At 69.5% G+C, this 19,006-nt stretch carries 27 protein-coding genes; 17 read left to right on the top strand and 10 right to left on the bottom strand.

All coding sequences use genetic code 11. The features are described from left to right. Together KBX39_RS04005 and KBX39_RS04000 are read right to left on the bottom strand one after the other, a co-directional pair. The coding region (locus KBX39_RS04005) for an NACHT domain-containing NTPase (protein WP_210869237.1) at positions 1-2,888 on the bottom strand (2,888 nt) is incomplete at its 3' end. Between the two features lie 120 nt (positions 2,889-3,008). Then, positions 3,009-3,755, bottom strand: a complete 747-nt coding sequence (locus KBX39_RS04000; protein ID WP_210869233.1) for a GntR family transcriptional regulator — start codon at positions 3,753-3,755, stop codon at positions 3,009-3,011. A gap of 204 nt (positions 3,756-3,959) precedes the next feature. On the opposite strand from KBX39_RS04000, the gene KBX39_RS03995 reads away from it, so the two are divergent. Genes KBX39_RS03995 through pyrE form a run of 5 tightly spaced genes read left to right on the top strand, consistent with a single transcriptional unit; the run spans position 3,960 to position 5,262 of the window. Then, positions 3,960-4,157, top strand: a complete 198-nt coding sequence (locus KBX39_RS03995) for a hypothetical protein (RefSeq protein WP_210869230.1) — start codon at positions 3,960-3,962, stop codon at positions 4,155-4,157. Beyond that, the gene (locus tag KBX39_RS03990) at positions 4,154-4,333 is read left to right on the top strand and encodes a hypothetical protein (protein ID WP_091050637.1); all 180 of its coding nucleotides are present in this window, start codon (positions 4,154-4,156) and stop codon (positions 4,331-4,333) included. Before KBX39_RS03995 ends, KBX39_RS03990 begins: the two co-directional genes overlap by 4 nt. Further along, on the top strand, positions 4,330-4,548 hold the full coding sequence (locus tag KBX39_RS03985; protein ID WP_030502568.1) for a hypothetical protein: 219 nt from the start codon (positions 4,330-4,332) through the stop codon (positions 4,546-4,548). The genes KBX39_RS03990 and KBX39_RS03985 overlap by 4 nt, the downstream gene beginning before the upstream one ends. Continuing rightward, entirely contained in the window at positions 4,545-4,718 is a 174-nt protein-coding gene (locus tag KBX39_RS03980) for a hypothetical protein (RefSeq protein ID WP_166456489.1), read from the top strand. The genes KBX39_RS03985 and KBX39_RS03980 overlap by 4 nt, the downstream gene beginning before the upstream one ends. A gap of 19 nt (positions 4,719-4,737) precedes the next feature. Beyond that, complete coding sequence (gene pyrE, locus KBX39_RS03975) at positions 4,738-5,262, top strand: orotate phosphoribosyltransferase (RefSeq protein WP_064446238.1); 525 nt, start codon at positions 4,738-4,740, stop codon at positions 5,260-5,262. Positions 5,263-5,264: 2 nt separating this feature from the next. Here pyrE and KBX39_RS03970 read toward each other — a convergent pair whose 3' ends face one another. Continuing rightward, complete coding sequence (locus KBX39_RS03970; RefSeq protein ID WP_210869228.1) at positions 5,265-5,849, bottom strand: GIY-YIG nuclease family protein; 585 nt, start codon at positions 5,847-5,849, stop codon at positions 5,265-5,267. A 212-nt stretch (positions 5,850-6,061) separates the two neighbouring features. On the opposite strand from KBX39_RS03970, the gene KBX39_RS03965 reads away from it, so the two are divergent. From KBX39_RS03965 to KBX39_RS03955, 3 genes are all read left to right on the top strand, one after another. Continuing rightward, complete coding sequence (locus tag KBX39_RS03965) at positions 6,062-6,688, top strand: VOC family protein (protein WP_210869226.1); 627 nt, start codon at positions 6,062-6,064, stop codon at positions 6,686-6,688. Positions 6,689-6,731: 43 nt separating this feature from the next. Continuing rightward, positions 6,732-7,214, top strand: coding sequence for an N-acetyltransferase (locus tag KBX39_RS03960; RefSeq protein WP_210869224.1), 483 nt, complete (start codon positions 6,732-6,734; stop codon positions 7,212-7,214). 113 nt (positions 7,215-7,327) lie between these two features. After that, entirely contained in the window at positions 7,328-8,077 is a 750-nt protein-coding gene (locus KBX39_RS03955; RefSeq protein ID WP_064446234.1) for a maleylpyruvate isomerase family mycothiol-dependent enzyme, read from the top strand. A 133-nt stretch (positions 8,078-8,210) separates the two neighbouring features. Here the strand turns inward: KBX39_RS03955 and KBX39_RS03950 are convergent, their stop codons facing one another. Then, positions 8,211-8,630, bottom strand: coding sequence for a hypothetical protein (locus KBX39_RS03950; protein ID WP_124778947.1), 420 nt, complete (start codon positions 8,628-8,630; stop codon positions 8,211-8,213). 1,027 nt (positions 8,631-9,657) lie between these two features. Between KBX39_RS03950 and KBX39_RS03945 the strand changes: the two genes are divergently transcribed. From KBX39_RS03945 to KBX39_RS03935, 3 genes are read left to right on the top strand one after another with little or no spacing between them, the layout of a single operon-like run. Beyond that, positions 9,658-9,876 carry a hypothetical protein gene (locus tag KBX39_RS03945; RefSeq protein ID WP_166456485.1) on the top strand — a complete coding sequence of 73 codons (219 nt, stop codon included), beginning with the start codon at positions 9,658-9,660 and terminating at the stop codon, positions 9,874-9,876. A 55-nt stretch (positions 9,877-9,931) separates the two neighbouring features. Next, positions 9,932-10,321: a hypothetical protein gene (locus KBX39_RS03940; protein ID WP_312245972.1), complete on the top strand. Its 390-nt coding sequence runs from the start codon at positions 9,932-9,934 to the stop codon at positions 10,319-10,321. Positions 10,322-10,362: 41 nt separating this feature from the next. Continuing rightward, entirely contained in the window at positions 10,363-11,286 is a 924-nt protein-coding gene (locus tag KBX39_RS03935) for an AEC family transporter (protein WP_210869222.1), read from the top strand. Here KBX39_RS03935 and KBX39_RS03930 read toward each other — a convergent pair whose 3' ends face one another. From KBX39_RS03930 to KBX39_RS03915, 4 genes are all read right to left on the bottom strand, one after another. After that, the gene (locus tag KBX39_RS03930) at positions 11,287-11,946 is read right to left on the bottom strand and encodes a Type 1 glutamine amidotransferase-like domain-containing protein (protein ID WP_209961557.1); all 660 of its coding nucleotides are present in this window, start codon (positions 11,944-11,946) and stop codon (positions 11,287-11,289) included. 79 nt (positions 11,947-12,025) lie between these two features. Beyond that, entirely contained in the window at positions 12,026-12,388 is a 363-nt protein-coding gene (locus tag KBX39_RS03925) for a nuclear transport factor 2 family protein (protein WP_187692430.1), read from the bottom strand. Positions 12,389-12,436: 48 nt separating this feature from the next. Then, a complete protein-coding gene (locus KBX39_RS03920; protein ID WP_210869221.1) occupies positions 12,437-12,586 on the bottom strand; it encodes a hypothetical protein in 150 nt (49 codons plus the stop codon). Then, positions 12,583-13,176, bottom strand: coding sequence for an ABATE domain-containing protein (locus KBX39_RS03915; RefSeq protein ID WP_167435581.1), 594 nt, complete (start codon positions 13,174-13,176; stop codon positions 12,583-12,585). The genes KBX39_RS03920 and KBX39_RS03915 overlap by 4 nt, the downstream gene beginning before the upstream one ends. A gap of 103 nt (positions 13,177-13,279) precedes the next feature. Between KBX39_RS03915 and KBX39_RS03910 the strand changes: the two genes are divergently transcribed. The 5 genes from KBX39_RS03910 to KBX39_RS03890 all read left to right on the top strand — a co-directional run bounded on the left by KBX39_RS03910 (position 13,280) and on the right by KBX39_RS03890 (position 17,250). Beyond that, entirely contained in the window at positions 13,280-14,494 is a 1,215-nt protein-coding gene (locus tag KBX39_RS03910) for an MFS transporter (protein ID WP_083297146.1), read from the top strand. A 27-nt stretch (positions 14,495-14,521) separates the two neighbouring features. After that, a complete protein-coding gene (locus KBX39_RS03905; protein ID WP_312245969.1) occupies positions 14,522-15,361 on the top strand; it encodes a helix-turn-helix domain-containing protein in 840 nt (279 codons plus the stop codon). A 67-nt stretch (positions 15,362-15,428) separates the two neighbouring features. After that, on the top strand, positions 15,429-16,010 hold the full coding sequence (locus tag KBX39_RS03900; RefSeq protein ID WP_210869219.1) for a dihydrofolate reductase family protein: 582 nt from the start codon (positions 15,429-15,431) through the stop codon (positions 16,008-16,010). Between the two features lie 66 nt (positions 16,011-16,076). Beyond that, positions 16,077-16,661, top strand: coding sequence for an SDR family oxidoreductase (locus tag KBX39_RS03895; RefSeq protein ID WP_210869217.1), 585 nt, complete (start codon positions 16,077-16,079; stop codon positions 16,659-16,661). 103 nt (positions 16,662-16,764) lie between these two features. After that, the gene (locus KBX39_RS03890; protein WP_312245965.1) at positions 16,765-17,250 is read left to right on the top strand and encodes a hypothetical protein; all 486 of its coding nucleotides are present in this window, start codon (positions 16,765-16,767) and stop codon (positions 17,248-17,250) included. Between the two features lie 3 nt (positions 17,251-17,253). Here KBX39_RS03890 and KBX39_RS03885 read toward each other — a convergent pair whose 3' ends face one another. After that, positions 17,254-17,847: a hypothetical protein gene (locus KBX39_RS03885; protein WP_210869215.1), complete on the bottom strand. Its 594-nt coding sequence runs from the start codon at positions 17,845-17,847 to the stop codon at positions 17,254-17,256. 150 nt (positions 17,848-17,997) lie between these two features. On the opposite strand from KBX39_RS03885, the gene KBX39_RS03880 reads away from it, so the two are divergent. Beyond that, positions 17,998-18,363: an MmcQ/YjbR family DNA-binding protein gene (locus KBX39_RS03880; protein ID WP_176722920.1), complete on the top strand. Its 366-nt coding sequence runs from the start codon at positions 17,998-18,000 to the stop codon at positions 18,361-18,363. A gap of 9 nt (positions 18,364-18,372) precedes the next feature. Here KBX39_RS03880 and KBX39_RS03875 read toward each other — a convergent pair whose 3' ends face one another. Beyond that, positions 18,373-18,870 carry a DinB family protein gene (locus KBX39_RS03875; protein WP_210869212.1) on the bottom strand — a complete coding sequence of 166 codons (498 nt, stop codon included), beginning with the start codon at positions 18,868-18,870 and terminating at the stop codon, positions 18,373-18,375. Positions 18,871-19,006 lie beyond the last annotated feature (136 nt).

Here is a 19,006-nt window from a genome sequence, read left to right as displayed (position 1 = left end):
GATAGCGCTCGCGCCCGTACGCTCGGGTCGGTGTCGCTGGTGGCGATCTGGACCAGCGTGGTGGCTACGGGTTCGGTCAGTGCCTTGGCGCGGGCCAGCGCCGCCCCTGCTTCCGCGCGCACGGTCGGCTCGGTGTCGCTGGTGGCGATCCGGACCAAGGCGGTGACTGCTGGTTCGGTCGGTGCTCCACCTTGCGTCAGCGCCGATGCCGCTTGCGCCCGCATGATCGGATCGGTGTCGCTGGTGGCGATCCGGACCAGGCCAGTGACTGCTGGTTCGGTCAGTGTCCCGGCGCAGGTCAGCGCCGATACCGCTTGCGCCCGCACGATCGGATCGGTGTCGCTGGTGGCGATCCGGACCAGGCCAGTGACTGCTGGTTCGGTCAGCGCCGCGCCTTGGGGCAGCGCCGATGCCGCTTGCGCCCGTGCGCTCGGGTCGGTATCGCTGGTGGCGATCTGGACCAGGGCAGTCGTGGTCGCGGGGGGTAGCGCGCCGAGGCGGGCGGCAATGGCTGCCAATTCAGTCCACGATTTCATCGTGTCATCGGCAAGTAGCTCGACTCGCTTATCGATGGCCAGGATGTAGCGCTCGGCAGCCTTGGTGCCGTTTAGCGCAGTGAGGTGCTGTTCCAAAGCTTGCCGGTAGCCGGTGAACCGGCACCGGCTCTTTTCGGGGCGAAGCCACTCTTTGACCGCCCTGCTGACGACCTTATCGATGGTGACAGTCACTATAGGAGTGTCATCAGCCAAGACGCGGAGCATGAATAGGAAGTCTCGTCCGAGCAGTTCCTCGTACAGGCTGGGCTCGATCCCCGGATAGATGGCATCGGCGACGACGTCATCGATTTGGTCGGCGTAGTCGGTTCCGATAAGGCCGATTGCCAGCAGGATTGGCTCTGTGTAGCGGGGGTCGTGCAGGCAGCCACGCAGCGCGGTAATCCGTTGCGCCGCCGTGCCTCGGAACGCCAGTGCCCGTCCGGCGTAGTACTCCTCGAACGTCAGGTGCGCGAAGCCATACCGGCCGGGTGCACGTTCGACCAGCAGGCCGGTGTGGGTATCGGCCTTTTCAACGAACTCCAGTACGCCCCTGCCGGCCTCAGTACCCAGGGGGTCTGCCGTTGTCAGAATGTCCGGATTCCACGGAGTGCCGTGATGTGCCGCCCACATGGGGCCGAGTACCTGCAGCAACTCTGCTCGGGTCGCTGCACCCTCGGGCCGGTATTGGTGCATCCAAGCGCCGAGTTCGGTCAGCCAACGAGTGAGGATCCGCTCGTCAGGCAGGTCCGCATCGGCGACTCCTTGAACGCTTCGCCACGTGCGGCCGAGCGCGGTGCACACCTCCACGTACGCCTCCACCCTTCGGTGTGGCAGCCGGCCACTTGCGCGGTGGACGAGTACGAGTGCCGTCAGCAGCAGTGGGTTGGCCGCCAACCGGCGTACCCCGGCGTTCGACCGCAGCGCCTGTTCGAGGGCGGCGGTTTCCCGAGCGGCAGCCTCGATAATCGCGGTCGGGCTGTTGGCTGGTGTCTCGGCCCGTTCCACCTGCCGGCAGTAGACCTGAAGGAACCGGCTGATGGTGCCATCGTCCATATCGTTCAACCGGAGCGCCGTGAACGGCTCTGGTAACGGAGCGGCTTGGTAGCCCGCGATCCGGCTTGTGACTACGAACCGGTTCCCCGACCGGCTGTGCGCGGCCACGAAGTTCATCACTGCGGTCACCACGGCCTGTCGGATATCTGCCGAGCCGATTTCGTCCAGCCCGTCTAGTAGCACCAGACACTGGCCGGCATTTAGTTGCTGCTCCAACATCCGGGTGAGCCCGGGAATTCGACATTCTGCCCGGTTGAGGTAACCGGGAAGGAAATCCCCGATTCCGATGTCTGGATGCCCCTGACGGGCGTAATCCCCAATCCGCACGTAGATCGGGAACCGAGCTGGCCGTCCCCGCACCGGCTCGCCCTTGAGGAGCCCTCGCGCTATGCCATGCGCGAGGTACCGCAGCAGGGTCGTCTTGCCGGTGCCCGGATCACCCAGCACCAGAACCTGTGGTTCGTCCCTCACCGCGTCCAACACCAGTACGGGCCGGTCCGACGGGCTGTCAATGTGAGTGGCGAACTTCCGGCCGTACTGGGTCTGCAGCCGATCCAGGGCCGCCTCATATCCGGTCTGGTCAAGCTGCCCAGCCTCCAGCAGGGCGATCGCCTTCTGCCGCTCGTGTTCGAACCACGAACGTGCCCGGTCACCAGGATGTCGATCTCGCTGTGCCCGCAGTCCTACGAACACCTCTTCCAGTGGTAACTGGACGGTGGTGTTGCGAACCACACCAGCAGTGCGCACGTACCGGTGTTGATCAAGCAGCCAGGCTAGGTAGCGAAGGCGACTATCCTCAGATAATGCCCCAGCGCCCATCGCCTCCGCGATCGCAGCAGTGGACTCGGCCGTCTGGGCCGCATCCGAACGTTCCAGTAGAGCGCGCAACGCAGGCTCGGCACGAACCTCGCGTGCCAACTGCTCTAGGAGCGCCGCGAACGCTGGCCGCAGCATGAGAACCCGATCAAACCGCTCATCGGCTGAACGGGACCGGCCAAGCGAGTCGACCCCGCGTTCCGCCAATCGAACTGCCGACGGCGTCGAACCTGGCACCAGCACCTTCGACAACTCGGCTGCACCTTCGTGCTCCCAGAACCCGGCGTTGATATCGAAGTCCGCCAGCGGGTGGCTGTAGGCCTTTCCGAGTTCGACAAGTGCCCGCTTCAGCGCACGCTCCAGCGCCTTCTGTTCCGGGTCGCCCAATATCCATGTGCGGGTGCTCTTGGCTGCAGCACTCCCGATCTCTTTGCCTACCTGCGACAAGATCGCCTTCGCCAACGGTGCGACAGCCACTGACATCGGATCCACGAACGAGAATCATAGAGAGTAGGTGCAACTCCCCAGGCCGTCGGCGGTGGCGGTCATCAGCGACATAACGCTACCCGTATCAGGCTACATCGCATCCCCTTACCAAACTCGTCAGTCGATGGGCAGACGGTAGACGAGGTCGTATCGGCCGCCGGGTAGCACGATGTCAGCCGTCTCAGCCGGCGTGCCGCCCGCGGTGTAGGTCCGCTCGATGGTGTGCACGAACGTGCGGGCCGGCAGGTTGAGCGCCTCGACCTCGCCGGCGGTCGCCGAGCGAAGGCTGACACGCTCCACAACCTCGTCGATCCGTACGCCGATGGTGTCCATGCGTGCAACGACGCCCTTGATCTCTCCGACCTCCGGCCACTCGATCGGAGTGCCCTCGGTGAGGGCAAGTGGCTCGTACGACACGGAGAGTTGTATCGGTTCGCCGTCGGCGAGGAAGCGGTACGACGTCCGCATCACGGGCGCGCCCGGCTCGATGCCGAGCCGGGCGGCAATCCGTTCATCGGCCTGCTCGTGTCGGCTGTCGTGCTCCCACGTCCCCTGCTGCCCGACGCCAGCTGCGTCGCGGGCGAACGGGGAAGTCGGCCCGTCGCCGGAGCGAACGTCGCGGCCCCGAGCATGACGAACCAGCCGGGTGGTGTCTCTGACGTACACGCCGGATCCTGCGCGACCCTCCACAATGCCCTCGCCTTTCAGGACGGCGATGGCCCACTTGGCGACGGTCCGGCTCACGTCGTACTGGCGCATCAGGCCGGACTCGGACGGCAACTTCGCTCCAGCGGGGAGTTCTCCGGACAGGATCGCGGAACGTAGGTCGGCGGCGATCGTCAGGTAGGCAGGCGTGTTCGGCATGTCAGCGGTACCTCCGGTCAGCCCGCCCAGTCGACCACAGACAACCTGGTGTGCCAAGTTCGCGCGCCTCCCTTGCCGACGCCAAACCTAGTGCACTAGGTTTTATGGCTGGCGACCCGTTACCGTTCGGCTCCGGTCAGCAACCACGCCTTGCGGTAACGGGGAGCCCCGATACGTCATTGGCAGGCTGACGATGGAGACGCGATGGCGGCGAGCATCACTGAACTGCTCAAACGGTTGCGGCGTCGGACGGAGTCGCGGGACCGGGGAGCCGGGCAGGCCATCCAGGAACGTGAGCAGGCGGAGGCGCAACGACGGCTGCTTGATCAGGCGGCTCGGTTGCGAGACGCGCACCGTCACGGCGAGCCGATCGCGAGCAACGGCCCGAAGGAGTCGGCATGACCGCCGAGGGTGAAGCGGCGATCCTGGCGGTGCATGTACGGGGTCTGGACGGGATGTGCGTGGGTTGCCGGCTGTGGTGGGCGCGGCTGACTCCGTACCCCTGCTGGCAGGTCGCGTGGGCGACCAGCCGGCAGGCGCGCGCGAGCGTCGCCCGCTTCCTGGGGGTGCGCGGGTGAGCACCCACGGGCCGGTGCTGCCGGTCTGGACGTGCGGCGGGTGCGGTGCGCCGTGGCCGTGCGCGACGCGGCGGCGGGAGCTGCTTGCGGAGTACGAGGGTGCGCCGGTGTCGCTGGCGGTGTACCTGGGGGCGCAGCTGGTGCGGGCGACGGCGGATCTGAGCTGGGCACCGGCGGGGGCGTTGCACCGGCGGTTCCTGGGGTGGCTGCGGTGAGCGTGTTGCGGGCCGGCGACGAGAAGTTCCACTACAGCGACGGGTCGCACCGGTGGACGGCGCCGGATCCGGAGTACGACCAGGAGGTGTGGGAGGAGCAGGTCCGCCAGCACAAGCTGGGGCACCTGCGCAACGAGCGTCCGAGGGTACGCATCCGCCGGATCGGTTGACGGGTGCGAGACTGGGCCGGTGACTCACCCGCTCGCGCGCCGCGTCTACGACACCTGCCACCTCACCGGCCGGTTCCATCTCCGATCCGGGCAGGTCAGCGACGAGTACTTCGACAAGTACCTGTTCGAGGGGAAGCCGGAGCTGCTGCGCGAGGTCGCCGAGGCGATGGTGGCTCTGCTTCCGGAGTGCGACGTGTTGGCGGGGATGGAGATGGGCGGCATCCCGATCGCCACGGTGATGTCGCAGCTGACCGGGCTGCCCACGGTTTTCGTGCGCAAGCAGGCCAAGGAGTACGGGACCGCGAAACTGGCCGAGGGCGGTCGCGTGAGCGGTCTGCGGGTCGTGGTGGTCGAGGACGTCGTGACCACCGGAGGCGCGCTCCTGACCTCGTGCGGACAACTACGGTCCGTCGGTGCCCAGGTCGAGACGGTGGTCTGCGCCATCGACCGCGAGCAGGGTGGCCGGGAGAACCTGGCGGCCGAGGGGCTGCACCTCCGCGCCGCCCTCACCCGTCGTGATCTGGAAGCCTCGCTGACGGCGTGAAGCTAGGGCTGCTCCGGGCCGCTGCTGGCGTTGTACGAGTTCTTGGCGGCGACCACTGCGGCCTGGATGTGCTCGGGGTCGACGCCGTGGACGTTGAGCGGCGGGTGCAGACGCCGGACGAGTTCGGCCTCGATGACCGTTGGCTCGGCATCCTCCGCCCAGGTCAGGCGCAGGTGCTCGTGCATCCACGCGGTCAGCCGTTTCTCGTCCTCGGGGATGAGGACGACGCGGTCGGTCCAAGTGGTCCGGAAGCCCTCGGACACGAGAAGACCGGCCAGCGTGCGGCGCAGCGTCGAGCTGCCCGACCGTCGCAGATGGTTGCGCAGGATCCGGCCCCGCAGGCTGGTGGCCCGGCCCAGATAGAGCATCCGCCGCGACGGGTCGGTGTCGTTCGGCGGCCCGGGAATGTCGGGGAGGACCGAGGGCGGGGCCCACCAGGCGTAGACGCCGCCGCCACGGGCGAGCCGCTTGACGGCGACGTCGAGCGCGACCGGCGGGCCGGTCAGCAACCGCAGGGCCTCGTCGACCCGCTCTTCGTCGGTCGGGACGTCGGCGGGTCGCCGTTCGGGGAAGGTCACCGGGACCATCCTAGGCGCTCGACCGGTCGAGATCGGGTGGGGATGCGCTCCGCACCTGGACACCGGCAGGGTGATCAGCAGGCGACTTTCACGACCTGCTCAGCCGGCGGTGCCGAGGGACCGAGCGCCCGCCCGATCTGCGGCACAGGAGTGCGCTGCCGGCCTGTGCGTGCGAGCGCGACGGTGCGCTGCGTCACGCAGCCGATGCTAGGTTCGCCGGCATGACGGTGCAGATCACGGCCGGGGAGTTCCACGCGGCCGACGGTGTCGAGGACTGGCGCTGCCTCTACCACGTGGTCTCGGCGTATTTCCGCACCGGCTCGCTAACCAAGGGCATAGCGTTCGTCGATGAGATCGGCCGGCTCGCCGGTGGCGCGGAGCAGCAGTACGTCAACGTCGATCTGCGTCATGTCGGCGTCACGGTGTCCCTGTTGTCGCGCGACGTCGCGCTGGCCCGGCGGATCTCGGCTGCCGCCAGGGATCTGGACATCCCCGCCGACCCGACCGCCGTGCAGCTCGTCAACGTCACTCTCGACGCGCTGGCCGGCGCGGACGTGTTGCCGTTCTGGCGGGCGCTGCTGGGTTACCGCCAGATCGACGACGACTATCTGGCCGACCCGGCGCGTCGGGGTCCGGGCTTCGGGCTGCAGCCGATGGACGCCGGGCGCCCACAACGCAACCGCATGCACCTCGATGTCGCCGTCCCACATGATCAGGCCGAGGCCCGAATCGCCGCCGCGTTGGCTGCGGGTGGCCGGCTGGTCTCCGATGCGCACGCACCGAAGTGGTGGGTCTTGGCGGACATCGAGGGCAATGAAGCGTGCGTCGCCACCTGGGTCGGCCGATAGTGGTGGCCCTCTCGAAGGCTGGACCATCGGCCACACTGACGGCATGACGACGGTCGTGCCGATGAGCCCCGCCCATCCGGCGTTCGATCAGGTAGCTGCTCTGTTCGACGACTACCGGGTGCACTACGGCCAACCGTCGGCCCCGGAGGTCACCCGCTCCTGGCTGCACGACCAGATCGCACAAGACCGGATCTCCGCCGCTGCCGCCATCCGAGCTGATCACGTCCGCGGCTTCATCACGGTCACGGTCACGCCGGCATCGCTCAGGCTGGGCACCTCGTGGTCGATCCGCGACCTCTACGTGGCCCCGCACCATCGCCGTAGCGGCATCGCGAAGGCCCTGCTCCAGCACGTCATCCGCAACGCCCGTGCCGCCGGCGCGCATCGCGTGTCGCTCCAAACCGAGACCGACAACATCCCCGCCCTGGTGCTCTACACCGAGATCGGCTTCAAGCCCGTCACCGGCCTGGAACTACTCAACCTCACCTTCGACCCCACCCTCCAAGATCCGGGAGACAGGGCCTAGACGTCGCGCCGTGGCCTTGCGCGACGCGGCGGCGGGAGCTGCTTGCGGAGTACGAGGGTGCGCCGGCCCTTTCCGCCTGGTAGAGGGTCGGTGGTGCGTGGGACGCTCCCGTCATGCGTATCGCCGAGCACATTGCCGCGCTGGATGAGGAAGGCGCCCGACTGGCAGAGGCGGCGGACCGGGCGGGCCTGGACGCACCCGTGCCCACCTGCCCTGGATGGCAGGTCCGTGATCTGCTGCGCCATGTCAGCGGCGTCCATCGCTGGGCCACGGGCCACGTCATCACGGGGCGCCATCAGCCTTACTCCAGTCGCGAGGAGGCGGAGTTCTTCGCCGCAGTCGAGGACGACGAGCTGCTGGACTGGTTTCGGGAGGGCCACCGCGCACTCGTGGACACGCTGGCAGCGGCTGACGAGAGCGTTGAATGCTGGACGTTTCTGCCCGCGCCCTCGCCGTTGGCGTTCTGGGCACGTCGCCAGGCTCACGAAACCGCGGTACACCGTGCCGATGCCGAGTCGGCTGTCTCAACGGTTCCCTCCTGGGCCCCCTCCTTCGCCGCTGACGGCATCGACGAACTGCTCAATGGCTTCTTCGGGCGGCCCGGTGGGCTTCTGGTGGCCGATCCACCCGTCAGCATGGCTCTTGTGCCGACTGATATCGACGCGGGATGGACGCTCTCCATCGAGCCGGCCGGGCGCCGCCTGGTAGCCGGTGAGATGCCGGCCCAGTTGACCGTCGTGGGACCTGCGTCCGAGCTCTACCTCCTGCTGTGGAACCGGAGTGGGACCGAGCGCCTCGAACTACGCGGGGACGCGGCCGTCTTGGATCTCTGGCGGGCAAAGGCCACGATCACCTGGAAGTGACGCCGTCATCCCGGCGAGGTCAGCCCGGTGCCGCCCACCGTGGTCCCATCCGCTCGTCGACAGACCCGGACGGGTGAGACAGGTGGGGAAGCGGCAGGCGGCGCGGTACAGCCCCCCACATCACCGGCTCACGTCATTCCGCAGGCACGATACGGAGGTTCAGCAGCATGTCCTCGAAGGCCTCGGGTCCGAATCGTGCCGCCACGATGTGCACCGGTGAACACGCCATGTCCAGCGTCACGTCGCCCACGGGACGCCTCTCGACGCCGGTCACCACCAGAGTCGTCTCTCGCACTGTCACGTCCTCGATCGTGACGTCATAGCCGAGCACAGGACGGTCCCCGACCGAGAGAATGACGACCGTCTCCTTCGCGAGGTCTACCGGCGGCGGTGGCGGGACGGGCTGCCGTCCGGCATTGATCGATGCCCAGTGCTGCGCCCACGATCCCGATCGACGAATCAGGAACAGGCCGTAACCTCGTGAGGTGTCGGCCTTGGCCTGCCCGTGGTACAGCGTGCGAAAGTTCCCGGCACGTCCGGATGATCTGCTCACCCGCTGACCCTACTGGCGCTGACCCTCGAAACAGCTCCCGTCTACGTCCGGCGGCTCGGGCGCGAAAGTATTCGGACGGTTGGTGCGGCACGTCGGCGGCATGAGTAGCGCCTCGGTCTTGAGCCGGGCTCCCGGCCGTCAGGTAACTCTGTCGCCGTGTCGTGTCGGGCCTGGGGACAATGCTCACCGGACAGCGATACGACGAGGGTCGAAGCATGTTGCTGGAGTGGGTCGACGGTTGGGCGGACACGAATGGCCGGTGATGGTCAGCACCGTTCACCTCGGGCGCCATCGGTACCGGGTCATGCGGCCGGCACGACCGCCGGGGTTCGCCGGTCTGTACGAGGGCCCTCTTGGAGCCCAGTTCTGCCTCGACAAGGAAACAGCGACGCTGTTCGCTCTGGCGTGGGGACTGGCTGCCCGGTCGCCGCACACGATGGTCTATCTTCCCCTTCGTCGCGCGACACGTCCCCACCATCACAGTTGGGGCGCCCGCTCGACCTGGTGTTGCTGCATCACCGCCTCGCGTTCCCGCCGTCGCGGTGGAAGCAGGTCCGTTCCCGGTTGGGGACCGGCCGGCCACACACCGTGGTGCTACCCGCTCAGGCGTGGCCGGCGCGGTTGACCGCCGATCACCGGCGAGTCCGGTATCGAGAGTTCCGCGATCATCTGCGGTGGGACATCGCCGCCGACACGTTGGTGCTCACCGGCAGCCGTGAAGCGTTCGAGTTGGAAGCCGACCAGGTCCGCGCCTTGGCCGAGGAGTGCCCCGCCCATCGCGCTCGCATGCCAGGCACGCCGGTGATGCCGGGGGTCCGGCAGTGGCCGGCCACGGCACGCAACTCGCGGCAGATCCGTATGGCGGCCCGCTTGGCAGCCCGGGGAAGGGGGGCTCGTGCTGGGAACGCCGATGCATGTGCCGGTGGATCTACTCCTACAGGTACCGCTGCTACGCACCGTCTGACGTCTTTACGAGCGCTGTGTCGGCTCGGCGTGGTGATCGAGCTGCCGTGAGTACTCCGGGACGATGGTGTTCGTACCGAACGACGGACGTGTGCCGGACATGCTCACCGAGCAGCCAGCATCCGTGCGTGAGCGGCTGTTTCGAGGCGAGCTGAAGGTCGTCCAGGGCATCGCGGATGCCATCGACCTGTCCGAAGTGATCAGGCCGCCTTCCGGGTCGAACGGGTCGGATCTCTTGACTCTCGACCCGGTCGAGGGCCGACCCTTCCCGAGTGACGTATGAGGAGCACGACCAAAGATCAGTCCCGCTCGCGATCGACCTGGAGACGCTGCGGCCGGTGCTGCGTGCCGGCTGGGGAGCGGACACCTGCGATCCGCACGACCTGGAGGATTGGCACGCCGGCAACCCAGCCCGTGGGCAGTGCGGGGTGACCGCGCTGATCATTCAGGACCTGCTCGGCGGAGAGCTGATCCTCGGCGAGGTCCACGCCGGAGACACCAAGGTCGGCCACCACTACTGGAACCGGCTGGCCGACGGCCGCGAGGTGGACCTGACAGCCGACCAGTTCCAGCCGTCGGAAGTCGTTGTCGGCGGTCAGGTTCAGCAACGCCCGCCGGGCCCACCCGTCCGGTGCCGCAGGCAGTACGAGATCCTGCGGGACCGCGTCCTCGTCGCCCTCTACGGTGCCGCACCCCGTTTGCTCGTTCCGGACGGGATGCGAGGCTGACCGCGTGGCTTACCGAACGCCCGCCCTCCGGTGACGCCCGCATGAGCCTGGTGTCGGCGTTCGTACCGATCTGGATTCTCACCGCTGTCGGTTACGCGTCCTGTCGCTGGGGCCTGCTGGGCGAGGCCGCGGCGTCGGTGCTCGGCCGGTTCGTGTTCCAGCTCGCGATGCCGGCCGCCCTGTTCCTGGCACTGGCCCGGATGCCGCTGTCCGGGTTCGCGGGCCGCTCGCTGCTCGCCTTCGGGGTGAGCACCGTCGCCGTGGTCGGGTTCGGGTGGGCCGGCGCGAGCCGGCTGTTCGGTCGCGAGCCCGGCGAGCGGCCGATCTGGGGCATGGCCGCCGGGTACGTGAACTCGGCGAACCTCGGCATCCCGATCGCGACGCAGGTTCTCGGCGACGTGTCGTTCCTGGCGGTGGTGGTGCTGCTGCAGGTGCTGGTGGTGGCACCCGTGATCGTGGTCGCGCTGGACCGGCGCAGCGACCCGGCCGGGCGGGTCCGGGTGCGCCGGGTCGCCTCGCTGCCCGTACGCAATCCGGTGATCCTGGCGTCGCTGCTCGGTGTCGCGTGCTCGGCCGCCGGTGTGCGTCTGCCGTCGGTGGCCGTCGCGCCGCTGACGCTGCTTGCGGGCGCCGCGGCGCCCGCCGCCCTGGTCGCGCTCGGCGCGTCGCTGCACCCCACGGCGCCGTCGCGGGCGGAACCGACCGGGCCCGGAGAGCTGGCCGCGATCAGCGCGCTCAAGCTGGTCGCACAACCTGTCATCGCGTACGCGGCCGGCCTGGCCCTGCACCTGTCCGCGCCGCAGTTGCTCGCCGTGGTGGTGTGCGCGGGCCTGCCGACGGCGCAGAACACGTTCATCTTCGCCCAGGAGTACGGCGTCGGCGAGGCGGTCGCCAACCGGGCGGTGGTGGTGACCACGACGCTGTCGCTGGCCACGCTGGCTGCGGCGGCGGCGCTGCTCGGGTAGCTACCGCTCGGCGGGGAACCGCCTCCACTGCCCCTCGGAGACGACCTCGACCGTGCCGTCGACCACAGTGATCGCCGTCTGGTCGTCGATCGCGTACGCCGGACCGGCGACCTCGGCCGCCCACTTCTCGGCGTTCGCCATGGTGTTGTCCGGTTCGAGGCCCAGGTGCGGGAAGATCGAGAAGTCGACGAGCCCCAGCGTGCGGTCGTCAGGCGCGGACTGCCACTCGACGAAGTCCGTCCCGACACGCGGGGTCAGCACCATGCTCCCCGCGCTCAACCCCACCCAGACGGTGTCAGGCAGCGACGGCAGCAGGCCCGCCAGCCCGGACTGCCGCATCCAGTGGCACAGGTACGTCGCGTCACCGCCGTGCACCAGTATGACGTCCGCCTCGCGGACCCAGGGAACCCACCGCTCCTGGCCGATGCTCGGTAGCGCGGTCAGCTCCAGGACGCCCAGCGACTTCCAACCCAGGCCGGTCATCGGTAGCGGCGTCTGACCGGTGATGAAACGCCAGGCCGAGGCCGGGCCGCCCATCGGGTAGGCGGCCGTGGGGATGCAGAGCGCGTTGGACTCGGCGACCGGCTTGCCCAGCAGGCCGACCAGCGCATCGTGAATGCTCGGGTTCTGGACGCCTGCGGATGTGAGAAGAAGCTTCACGCCTACCTCCGGTGGCAGCGGTTGGGTGCACGGGAATGCAGACCGGGCGCCGTATCGAAACTCATCGCCGCACGTCGCGTCACTCGCGGATCTCCATCGCCGCGACCAGGCCGTCGTCGAGGCGGTAGACGTGCGTGACGGTGTGGTCGGCGAGCTTCGTTCCGGCTTTGTCGTGCACCACCTGATGAACGGTGACGGCGATCCGGCCGTCGGCCTCCGTGTGGAACGCGGTCGGCGTGACGACGGGTTCGAGCTGGTCCCACTGCCGCCGCCAGTAGGCACTCACCTGGTCCCGGCCGCTGAGGACGCCTCCCTCCCAGCCGTTGGGCCACGAGACGTCCGGCGTCATGGCGGCCAGCAGCGTGGGGATGTCACGCCTGTTGAAGGCCGCGTAGAGGTTCGTGAGCAGGGCCTGGGAGGTAGGGCGCCTCGGCGAATCCACGGAGCCAGCATGGCCGGTGGGTGAGACCTCGCGCAGACGTCTTAGCGGTCAGCAGAACGCGAGCAGACCCGGACGGTAGGGACGCAGCCCCACGGCGCGCCACGACCGTCCCGTTGTGATCTCCGCCCACCTGCCGGCGCGTGCCCACATCTGCTCCTCGAAGGCGCTGCGGCCGGCCGTCTCGCGCCATGTGCTCACCGTCTGGTGCGGATGCGTCGTACCTCGACGTAGCGGCGGATCTTCTCCGCGGTCCCGCAGTCGTCCATGCTGCACCAACGACGGCTGCGGTTCTTGCTCTCGTCGATGAACAGGAAGCGGCAGCCCGCGCATCGCTTGATCCGATCGAGCGCACCCGTGGTGAGAAGCTGGACCGCAGCATGGACCACCGGCCGTAAGGGCCGGGCAAGCGTGTGGTCGTCCCGCCAGGACCATGCGAATGTCTTCCCGCGCATGAGCTGTGCGTGGGCGAGCGCGTCGGCTTCGTCGTCGCGCAGCCGGGTCAGCGCCGCTGCGCCCGGGTCCTCGCCGGCGGCCAGTGGCCGGAACACCTCGTCCAGGTAGTCACGTGTGCGAAGTGCCTGCGCGAAGACGGTGTGGGCGCTGTCCGGACTGCCGCGGGACAGCCGGCGCAACGCCGCCGCCTGCGTTTCGGTGAGGGTGCCCGCGTACACGCTCCAGGCGATCAGCTCGGCGTAGCCGGTGAGCACGTCGTCGTCCGGAGGCCCGACGGGTGGGCCGGCGCGGGTGTTGAGGAAGTCCAGCGCGAGGTCGCCGCCGACCAGGCGCATCCGCGTAACCCTTGCTGTTTCCATCAAAACCGACTTTACCAGTTGCCCCGTGACGAGGAGCCTTCCTAGAGTGTTTCCGTCATAGCCGGTTTAGGGGGTAACAATGGGCCAGGCGCACGCACACCGGCGGGCAGTGGGCGCGCTGATCGGCCTCGCCGGCGGAACGTTCCTCTACACCGCAGCCGAGGCGCTGCCGATCGGGCTGCTGTTGCCGATGGCCGTGGACCTGGCCGTTCCGCCGTCCCAAGTGGGCATGCTCGTCACCGTGTACGGCGCGGTGGTGATGGTCGCCTCGGTCCCGTTGACGGCGCTGGTGCGCAGAGTTCCTCGCCGACGGCTGCTGTCGGCGCTCCTGGCCGGCTTCGTCGTCAGCAACGCGATCACGGTGTTCGCGAGTACGTTCACCATGCTGATGGCAGCCAGGGTCGCCACCGCGGCCACTCATGCGTTGTTCTGGGCGGTCGTCGTGCCGACCGCGGCTGAGCTGTTCCGGCCCGGACTGCACGGACGGGTGGTCGCGATCGTGTTCGCCGGCGGCAACGTCGCCCTCGTCCTGGCCGTGCCCGCGGGCACCTGGCTGGGTGAACGTGCCGGCTGGCGGGCATCGTTCCTGGCGGTGGCCGGGCTCGGTGTGCTCGTCTTCGCCGTGGTGGCCTGGTTGCTGCCGTCGACGGGGCCGGCACAGGGACACGCCGGCCGGGGCAGAACCCCCGACTCCCGCCGGTTCTGGCTCCTGGTCGTCGTGGCCGTCCTGTCGACCGCCGGCGCCATCGCCGGCTACACCTACATCGCCCTGTTCGTCACCGAGGTCACCGGACTGCCCGCCGCGTCGATGGCGACCATCCTGCTGGCGCGCGGCGTCGCCAGCGTCTTCGGCATCCTCGCTGCCGGACCGATGGTCGACCGCAGCCCGTGGTCCGCCCTGGTCGCGACGGTTGCACTGCAGTGTGTGGCGCTGCTCGGCCTGTACGCGTTCGGCCACCACCCGGCGGTTGCCGTCGTCCTGATCGCACTCGCCGGCCTGGGGTTCGCCGCGTTCACCGCGGCGCTCGGCGGCCTCGTCCTTCAGGTGGCGCCCGGCCGCTCCGATCTCGCCGCCGCGACGCTGTCCGCCGCCGTCAACGTCGGCATCACCGGCGGCGCCTTTTTCGGGGCCCTCGTACTGGAAAGCCACGGTGCCGCCGGCACGATGTTGATCGGCGCCCTGCTCGGCGCTGTCGCCCTCGCGCTCGCCCTCGGCGAACGACTCATCCCGCCGCCGCACAGCAAGGGCGGCGCGGCCTTTCGTGAATCGATCCCGGCGGGGCGTCGGCGGTGACGGCGGGGCGTCCGCGATGCTGTGGGCGTGGAGTACGTGTCCAGAGTGCCGCGACCGCCGCTGGACGAGCTGATCGATGACCTCTACTACCTGGCGGGCACGCCCCCGTACCCCCGGCTGACGCTGCCGCCGATGCCGGCGGCGCTGCTCATCGTCAACCTCGGCGCGCCGTTCCGCGTCCGCGGCGGCACCGACATCGAGACCACCGGGTACGCCGACGGCTGCGTGATCACCACGCCCACCCGCGCGTTCGAGTTCGGCTACCCGCGCCCGACCCGGTCCGTCGGCGTACACGTCAAGCCGTGGGGCCTGGCGCCGTTCCTGCCGATGCCGGCGGCCGAGCTGTGCGACCGGCCCGTGACGCTGGAGCAGGTCTGGGGCCGGCCCGCCGTCGCCGACCTGCGCGACCGGCTGGCCACGGCCGACGGGCCGCACAAGATGCTGGCGCTGCTGGAGGAGGAGCTGAGGCGACGGCTGTCCGAGACCACCGGCCTGGGGCTGGTCCGGCACACGAGCGGCGTCATCGCGGCGACCAGCGGCGCGGTGCCGATCGGCAACCTGAGGACGGCGGCCGGTGTCAGCAGCACCCATCTGACGCAGCGGTTCAAGGAACTCGTCGGCGTCACGCCGAAGCGGCTGGCCCGCACCTACCGCTTCGCCGCCGCCGTGTTCGCGATCGACCCCGCCCGGCCGGTCGACTGGGGCGAGCTGGCAAGCGACGCGGGCTACTTCGACCAGGCCCACTTCGGCCACGAGTTCCGGGCGTTCACCGGCCTCACCCCGACCCGGTACGTCGAGGTCCGGCGGCGGTTCCTGCGCGAACACCCCGGCCACGTGATCGACGGCTGGTCGCTGCCGGCCGATTGATTTCCTACAAGAACGGCGGCCCGCGACCCGCTAACTTGGGGACCACCCGAGGCAGAGGAGAACCGGCGTGGGCACTGTGGTCCTGTACAGCTCGGTGTCGGTCGACGGCTTCGTCGCGGACGACAACGACCAGCCCGGACCGCTGTTCGACTGGCTGACCAGCGGGGACGTCCCGCTGGACGACAGCGGCGCGTTGCGGGTGTCGCAGACGTCCCACGACTACGTCCGGCCGTACTGGGATCAGATCGGGGTGACTGTCGTCGGGCGGCACGTGTTCGACCTGACCGACGGCTGGGACGGGACGCCGCCGAGCGGCATCGACCACGTGGTCGTCGTGACGCACCGGCCGCCGCCCGAGGGTTGGAACCCCGGCGCGCCGTTCCACTTCGTCGACGGCGTCGAGGCGGCAGTGGCCGAGGCGCAGGAACTTGCGGGGGACCGCATTGTCGAGGTCGCCGCCGGTGACGTCGGCGGCCAGGCGCTCGCCGCGGGACTGGTCGACGAGGTACGCATGGACGTCGTACCCGTGGTGTTCGGGTCCGGCAAGCGCTTCTTCGGGTCGGTCGACGCGCAGCACCTGCTGGAGGATCCGGACGTCGTGCTCCCGGGCGAGCGGGTGCTTCACCTGCGGTACCGGGTGCGCCGCTGACCGAGCGCGAACGCGGCGTCCGATCCCCGCCGGACAGACGGCCCGACGTCGACCAGGCTTCCTCCCGTGAACAACGCACTCGACGGCAAGGTAGCTCTCGTCACCGGTGGCGGCCGTGGCATCGGCGCGGCGGTGGACCGGGCGGCCGGGGAACTGGGCCGGTTGGACATCCTGGTCAACAACGCGGGCGCGTTCCTGCTCGGACAACTGGAGCAGCCGAGTCTCGACGAGTTCGAGCAGACAGTCGCGGTGAACGTCCGGGCACCGTTCGTCGCCTCGCAGGCCGCGGTGCGCCACATGTCGGCTGGCGGGCGGATCGTCAACATCGGCAGCAACACGGCCGAGCGGGCCGTCTTCCCGGGCTTCTCGCTCTACGCGATGAGCAAGACCGCCCTGATCGGTCTGACCAAGGCGCTCGGGCGCGAACTCGGCGGTCGAGCGATCACCGTGAACCTGGTGAACCCCGGCGCCACGGACACCGAGCTGAACCCGGCCGACGGCCCGAACGCGGACACGATCAACGGGTTCACCGCCCTCGGCCACTACGCGCAGCCGGCCGACGTGGCCGCCGCGGTGGCGTTCCTCGCCGGCCCGGACGGGCGTTACGTCACCGGCGCGACTGTGAACGTCGACGGCGGATTCACCATCTGACCATCGGGAACGGCCAGGGTGATGACCGGAAGGACGGCTGCGGCGGGGGAGAGTCCTCCCTTTTCCGCTGGCGCGCGCCGGGCAGCGCGGGTACACCTGGGCGGTGATCCTCATCCAGCGGGTCCGCGTCCGGTGGACCGCCGACGCTCGCGGCGCGCCTGCGGCGAACGCCCGCCGTGGCCTGGTCCGCGCGATGCCGCTGCCGCGGGCGTTGCCGGAGGGCGAGGTGGTCGTCCACGACGTGCTCGCCGACCAGGCGGCCGGCTACAAACACCGGGACGGGGTACGCGCCGGAGGCGTCGCGCTGGCCCGCGAGGCCGGGCTCTGGCTCGGGCGTGACCGGGCGTCCATCGTCGTGGACCGGTTGCCCGGGACGGCAGCGTTTCCGCGCCCGTCGGCGTCGGCGCGGCTGTTCACGCTCGCCCCCGGGCAGGTCGGCCGCTACCGGGCCAACTTCCGGTTCACCGGCTGCGGGTGCGCCCCGAGCTGGCACTACGAGGAGTGGCTGGTGCACGTCGGACACGGCGCGGTGGCATCCTTCGGCGCGCCGGACCGCGACGTCGACCACCGCGTGCGCCTGTACGGGTAGGCGTCAGCTGTCGAACCAGACGACGAGTCGTACGTTGTCCTCGCCGTGCCGTTCGGCCAGCTCGCGCATGCCTTCCAGCACCGCGCGCAGCGCCGCGTCACGCTGCAGCGCATCGCTGTTGGACAGGCGCTCCACCCGCCACATCACGTTTCCCGAGCGCCATTCGGTGCCCTCCGGGTAACTGCTGCCCCGGTGATCCGCGTGCTCGCCGGCTACCTCGCGCCAGGCTCGCCCGTGCCGGGTGGCCTTGCTCCGGTAGCGCGGTCCTTCGGCCGTCAGGTCGTACACGTGGATCCGGTCGTCCATCCGGGGGGATCGCGCGCTCCAGTCGATGCGTGCCACCTCCGCCCACGACACCCACGTGGGGTCGTGATGGCGTTCGGTGAAGTGACGAGCGCGCAGGCTCGCGCTGACGTCGTCCGGCAGGCCACGGCCGGGCGCGACCGGCTCGAACCCGGCGAAGTTGCGCACACCGAACAGCAGGCCGAAGGCGTCGTAGTTGGTGGAGACCTCCCGCAGGCTGATGTCGGTCAGCTCCCACGGCGAACCCGTACCGTGCGGCCGGATCTCCACCCCACCCCAGATGTCGGTACTCACGTCGCTCCACCCCCCCAGCCGAGACGGTCTGATGTCCTCCACGACCATCGCACCCGGCGGCAAGGCGCCGCGGTCCGGACCCGCCCGCCGAGGGGCGGCGCGCTGGCTAGGCTGTGCCGGTGCGGAAGGCGGGGTCCCGGGGTGACCGTCATGGTTGACGCGGACGACGTGCGTCGGGTGGCGTTGTCGCTGCCCGACGTGGTCGAGATCGACAGTGACGGCTTCGACTTCCGGGTCGCCGGCAAGGGGTTCGTCTGGTCCTATCCGGAGCGCACGCCCGGGAAGCCGCGGCGCATCCGCACCGACATCGCTGTGCTGTATGTGGGCGACGAGGCGGAGAAACAGGCCCTGCTCCTCGGCGAGCCCGACCTCTTCTTCACCACCCCCGCGTACGACGGGTTGCCCCTGGTCATGCTGCGGCTGGCGCGCGTCGGCGTCGAGCGTCTGACGGAACTGGTCACCGACGCGTGGCGGATGCGTGCCCCCGGCTCGCTCACCGGTGAACCCGGCGCGTGACCCCGCACGCTATCCGTCGAGGATCTGCTCCCGGAGGATGTCCGCGTGCCCGCAGTGCTGGGCGAGCTCGCGCAGGACGTGGAGATACACCCACCGCAGCGGAAGCGGCCCCCGTCGGTGCCCGGTGAGAATGTCGTCCAGACCTCGCGTGGAGGTCGCCCGGCGTGACGCGTCCCGAGCGTCGCGGTAGGCCTGCCGGACCCCGGCGATCGTGTCGCCGTCGTCGAGGAGGAACGAGTCCTCCGACCGCTCCGGGATGCCGATCTCGGCGCGAGACCGACCCGTGACGGCTTCGTCGAACCAGACCTTCTCGACGAAGGTGGCGTGCTTCACCAGACCCAGCAGCGTGGTCCGGGAGGCCACCAACGATCGACGCGCCTGTTCCTCGGTCAGTCCGTCCAGGCAGCGGTCGAGCGCGTCGCGGTGTTCGTCGAGAAACGCCTCGAACTGGGCCTGGACCGGCTGCGCGACGACTTCGGCGGAGAAGGTGGGCGGGAAGGACGGCATGGACGCAGCATTCCAGATCGGCGGCCGGATGAGCGCGGGGTGTCTCAGGCGGGTCGCTGACGAACCGCGACGATCTCGGCGTGGTGAGCGACCGCCCAGTCGGCCAGCGCGGAAAGCGGCTCCAGCAGGCTGACAC

Source organism: Micromonospora sp. D75 (assembly GCF_018070405.1).
Taxonomy (GTDB): domain Bacteria; phylum Actinomycetota; class Actinomycetes; order Mycobacteriales; family Micromonosporaceae; genus Micromonospora; species Micromonospora chalcea.
The sequence above is the reverse complement of the archived record's forward strand: the minus strand, read 5'-3'. Positions and strand labels throughout refer to the sequence as shown.

Excerpts from the sequence above, each read along its gene's own strand:
- KBX39_RS04000 (WP_210869233.1), bottom strand. The coding sequence starts at position 3,755 with ATGCCGAACACGCCTGCCTACCTGACGATCGCCGCCGACCTACGTTCC.
- KBX39_RS03995 (WP_210869230.1), top strand. The coding sequence starts at position 3,960 with ATGGCGGCGAGCATCACTGAACTGCTCAAACGGTTGCGGCGTCGGACG.
- KBX39_RS03990 (WP_091050637.1), top strand. The coding sequence starts at position 4,154 with ATGACCGCCGAGGGTGAAGCGGCGATCCTGGCGGTGCATGTACGGGGT.
- KBX39_RS03970 (WP_210869228.1), bottom strand. The coding sequence starts at position 5,849 with ATGGTCCCGGTGACCTTCCCCGAACGGCGACCCGCCGACGTCCCGACC.
- KBX39_RS03965 (WP_210869226.1), top strand. The coding sequence starts at position 6,062 with ATGACGGTGCAGATCACGGCCGGGGAGTTCCACGCGGCCGACGGTGTC.
- KBX39_RS03960 (WP_210869224.1), top strand. The coding sequence starts at position 6,732 with ATGACGACGGTCGTGCCGATGAGCCCCGCCCATCCGGCGTTCGATCAG.
- KBX39_RS03955 (WP_064446234.1), top strand. The coding sequence starts at position 7,328 with ATGCGTATCGCCGAGCACATTGCCGCGCTGGATGAGGAAGGCGCCCGA.
- KBX39_RS03945 (WP_166456485.1), top strand. The coding sequence starts at position 9,658 with ATGGTGTTCGTACCGAACGACGGACGTGTGCCGGACATGCTCACCGAG.
- KBX39_RS03935 (WP_210869222.1), top strand. The coding sequence starts at position 10,363 with ATGAGCCTGGTGTCGGCGTTCGTACCGATCTGGATTCTCACCGCTGTC.
- KBX39_RS03915 (WP_167435581.1), bottom strand. The coding sequence starts at position 13,176 with ATGCGCCTGGTCGGCGGCGACCTCGCGCTGGACTTCCTCAACACCCGC.
- KBX39_RS03910 (WP_083297146.1), top strand. The coding sequence starts at position 13,280 with ATGGGCCAGGCGCACGCACACCGGCGGGCAGTGGGCGCGCTGATCGGC.
- KBX39_RS03880 (WP_176722920.1), top strand. The coding sequence starts at position 17,998 with ATGGTTGACGCGGACGACGTGCGTCGGGTGGCGTTGTCGCTGCCCGAC.
- KBX39_RS03875 (WP_210869212.1), bottom strand. The coding sequence starts at position 18,870 with ATGCCGTCCTTCCCGCCCACCTTCTCCGCCGAAGTCGTCGCGCAGCCG.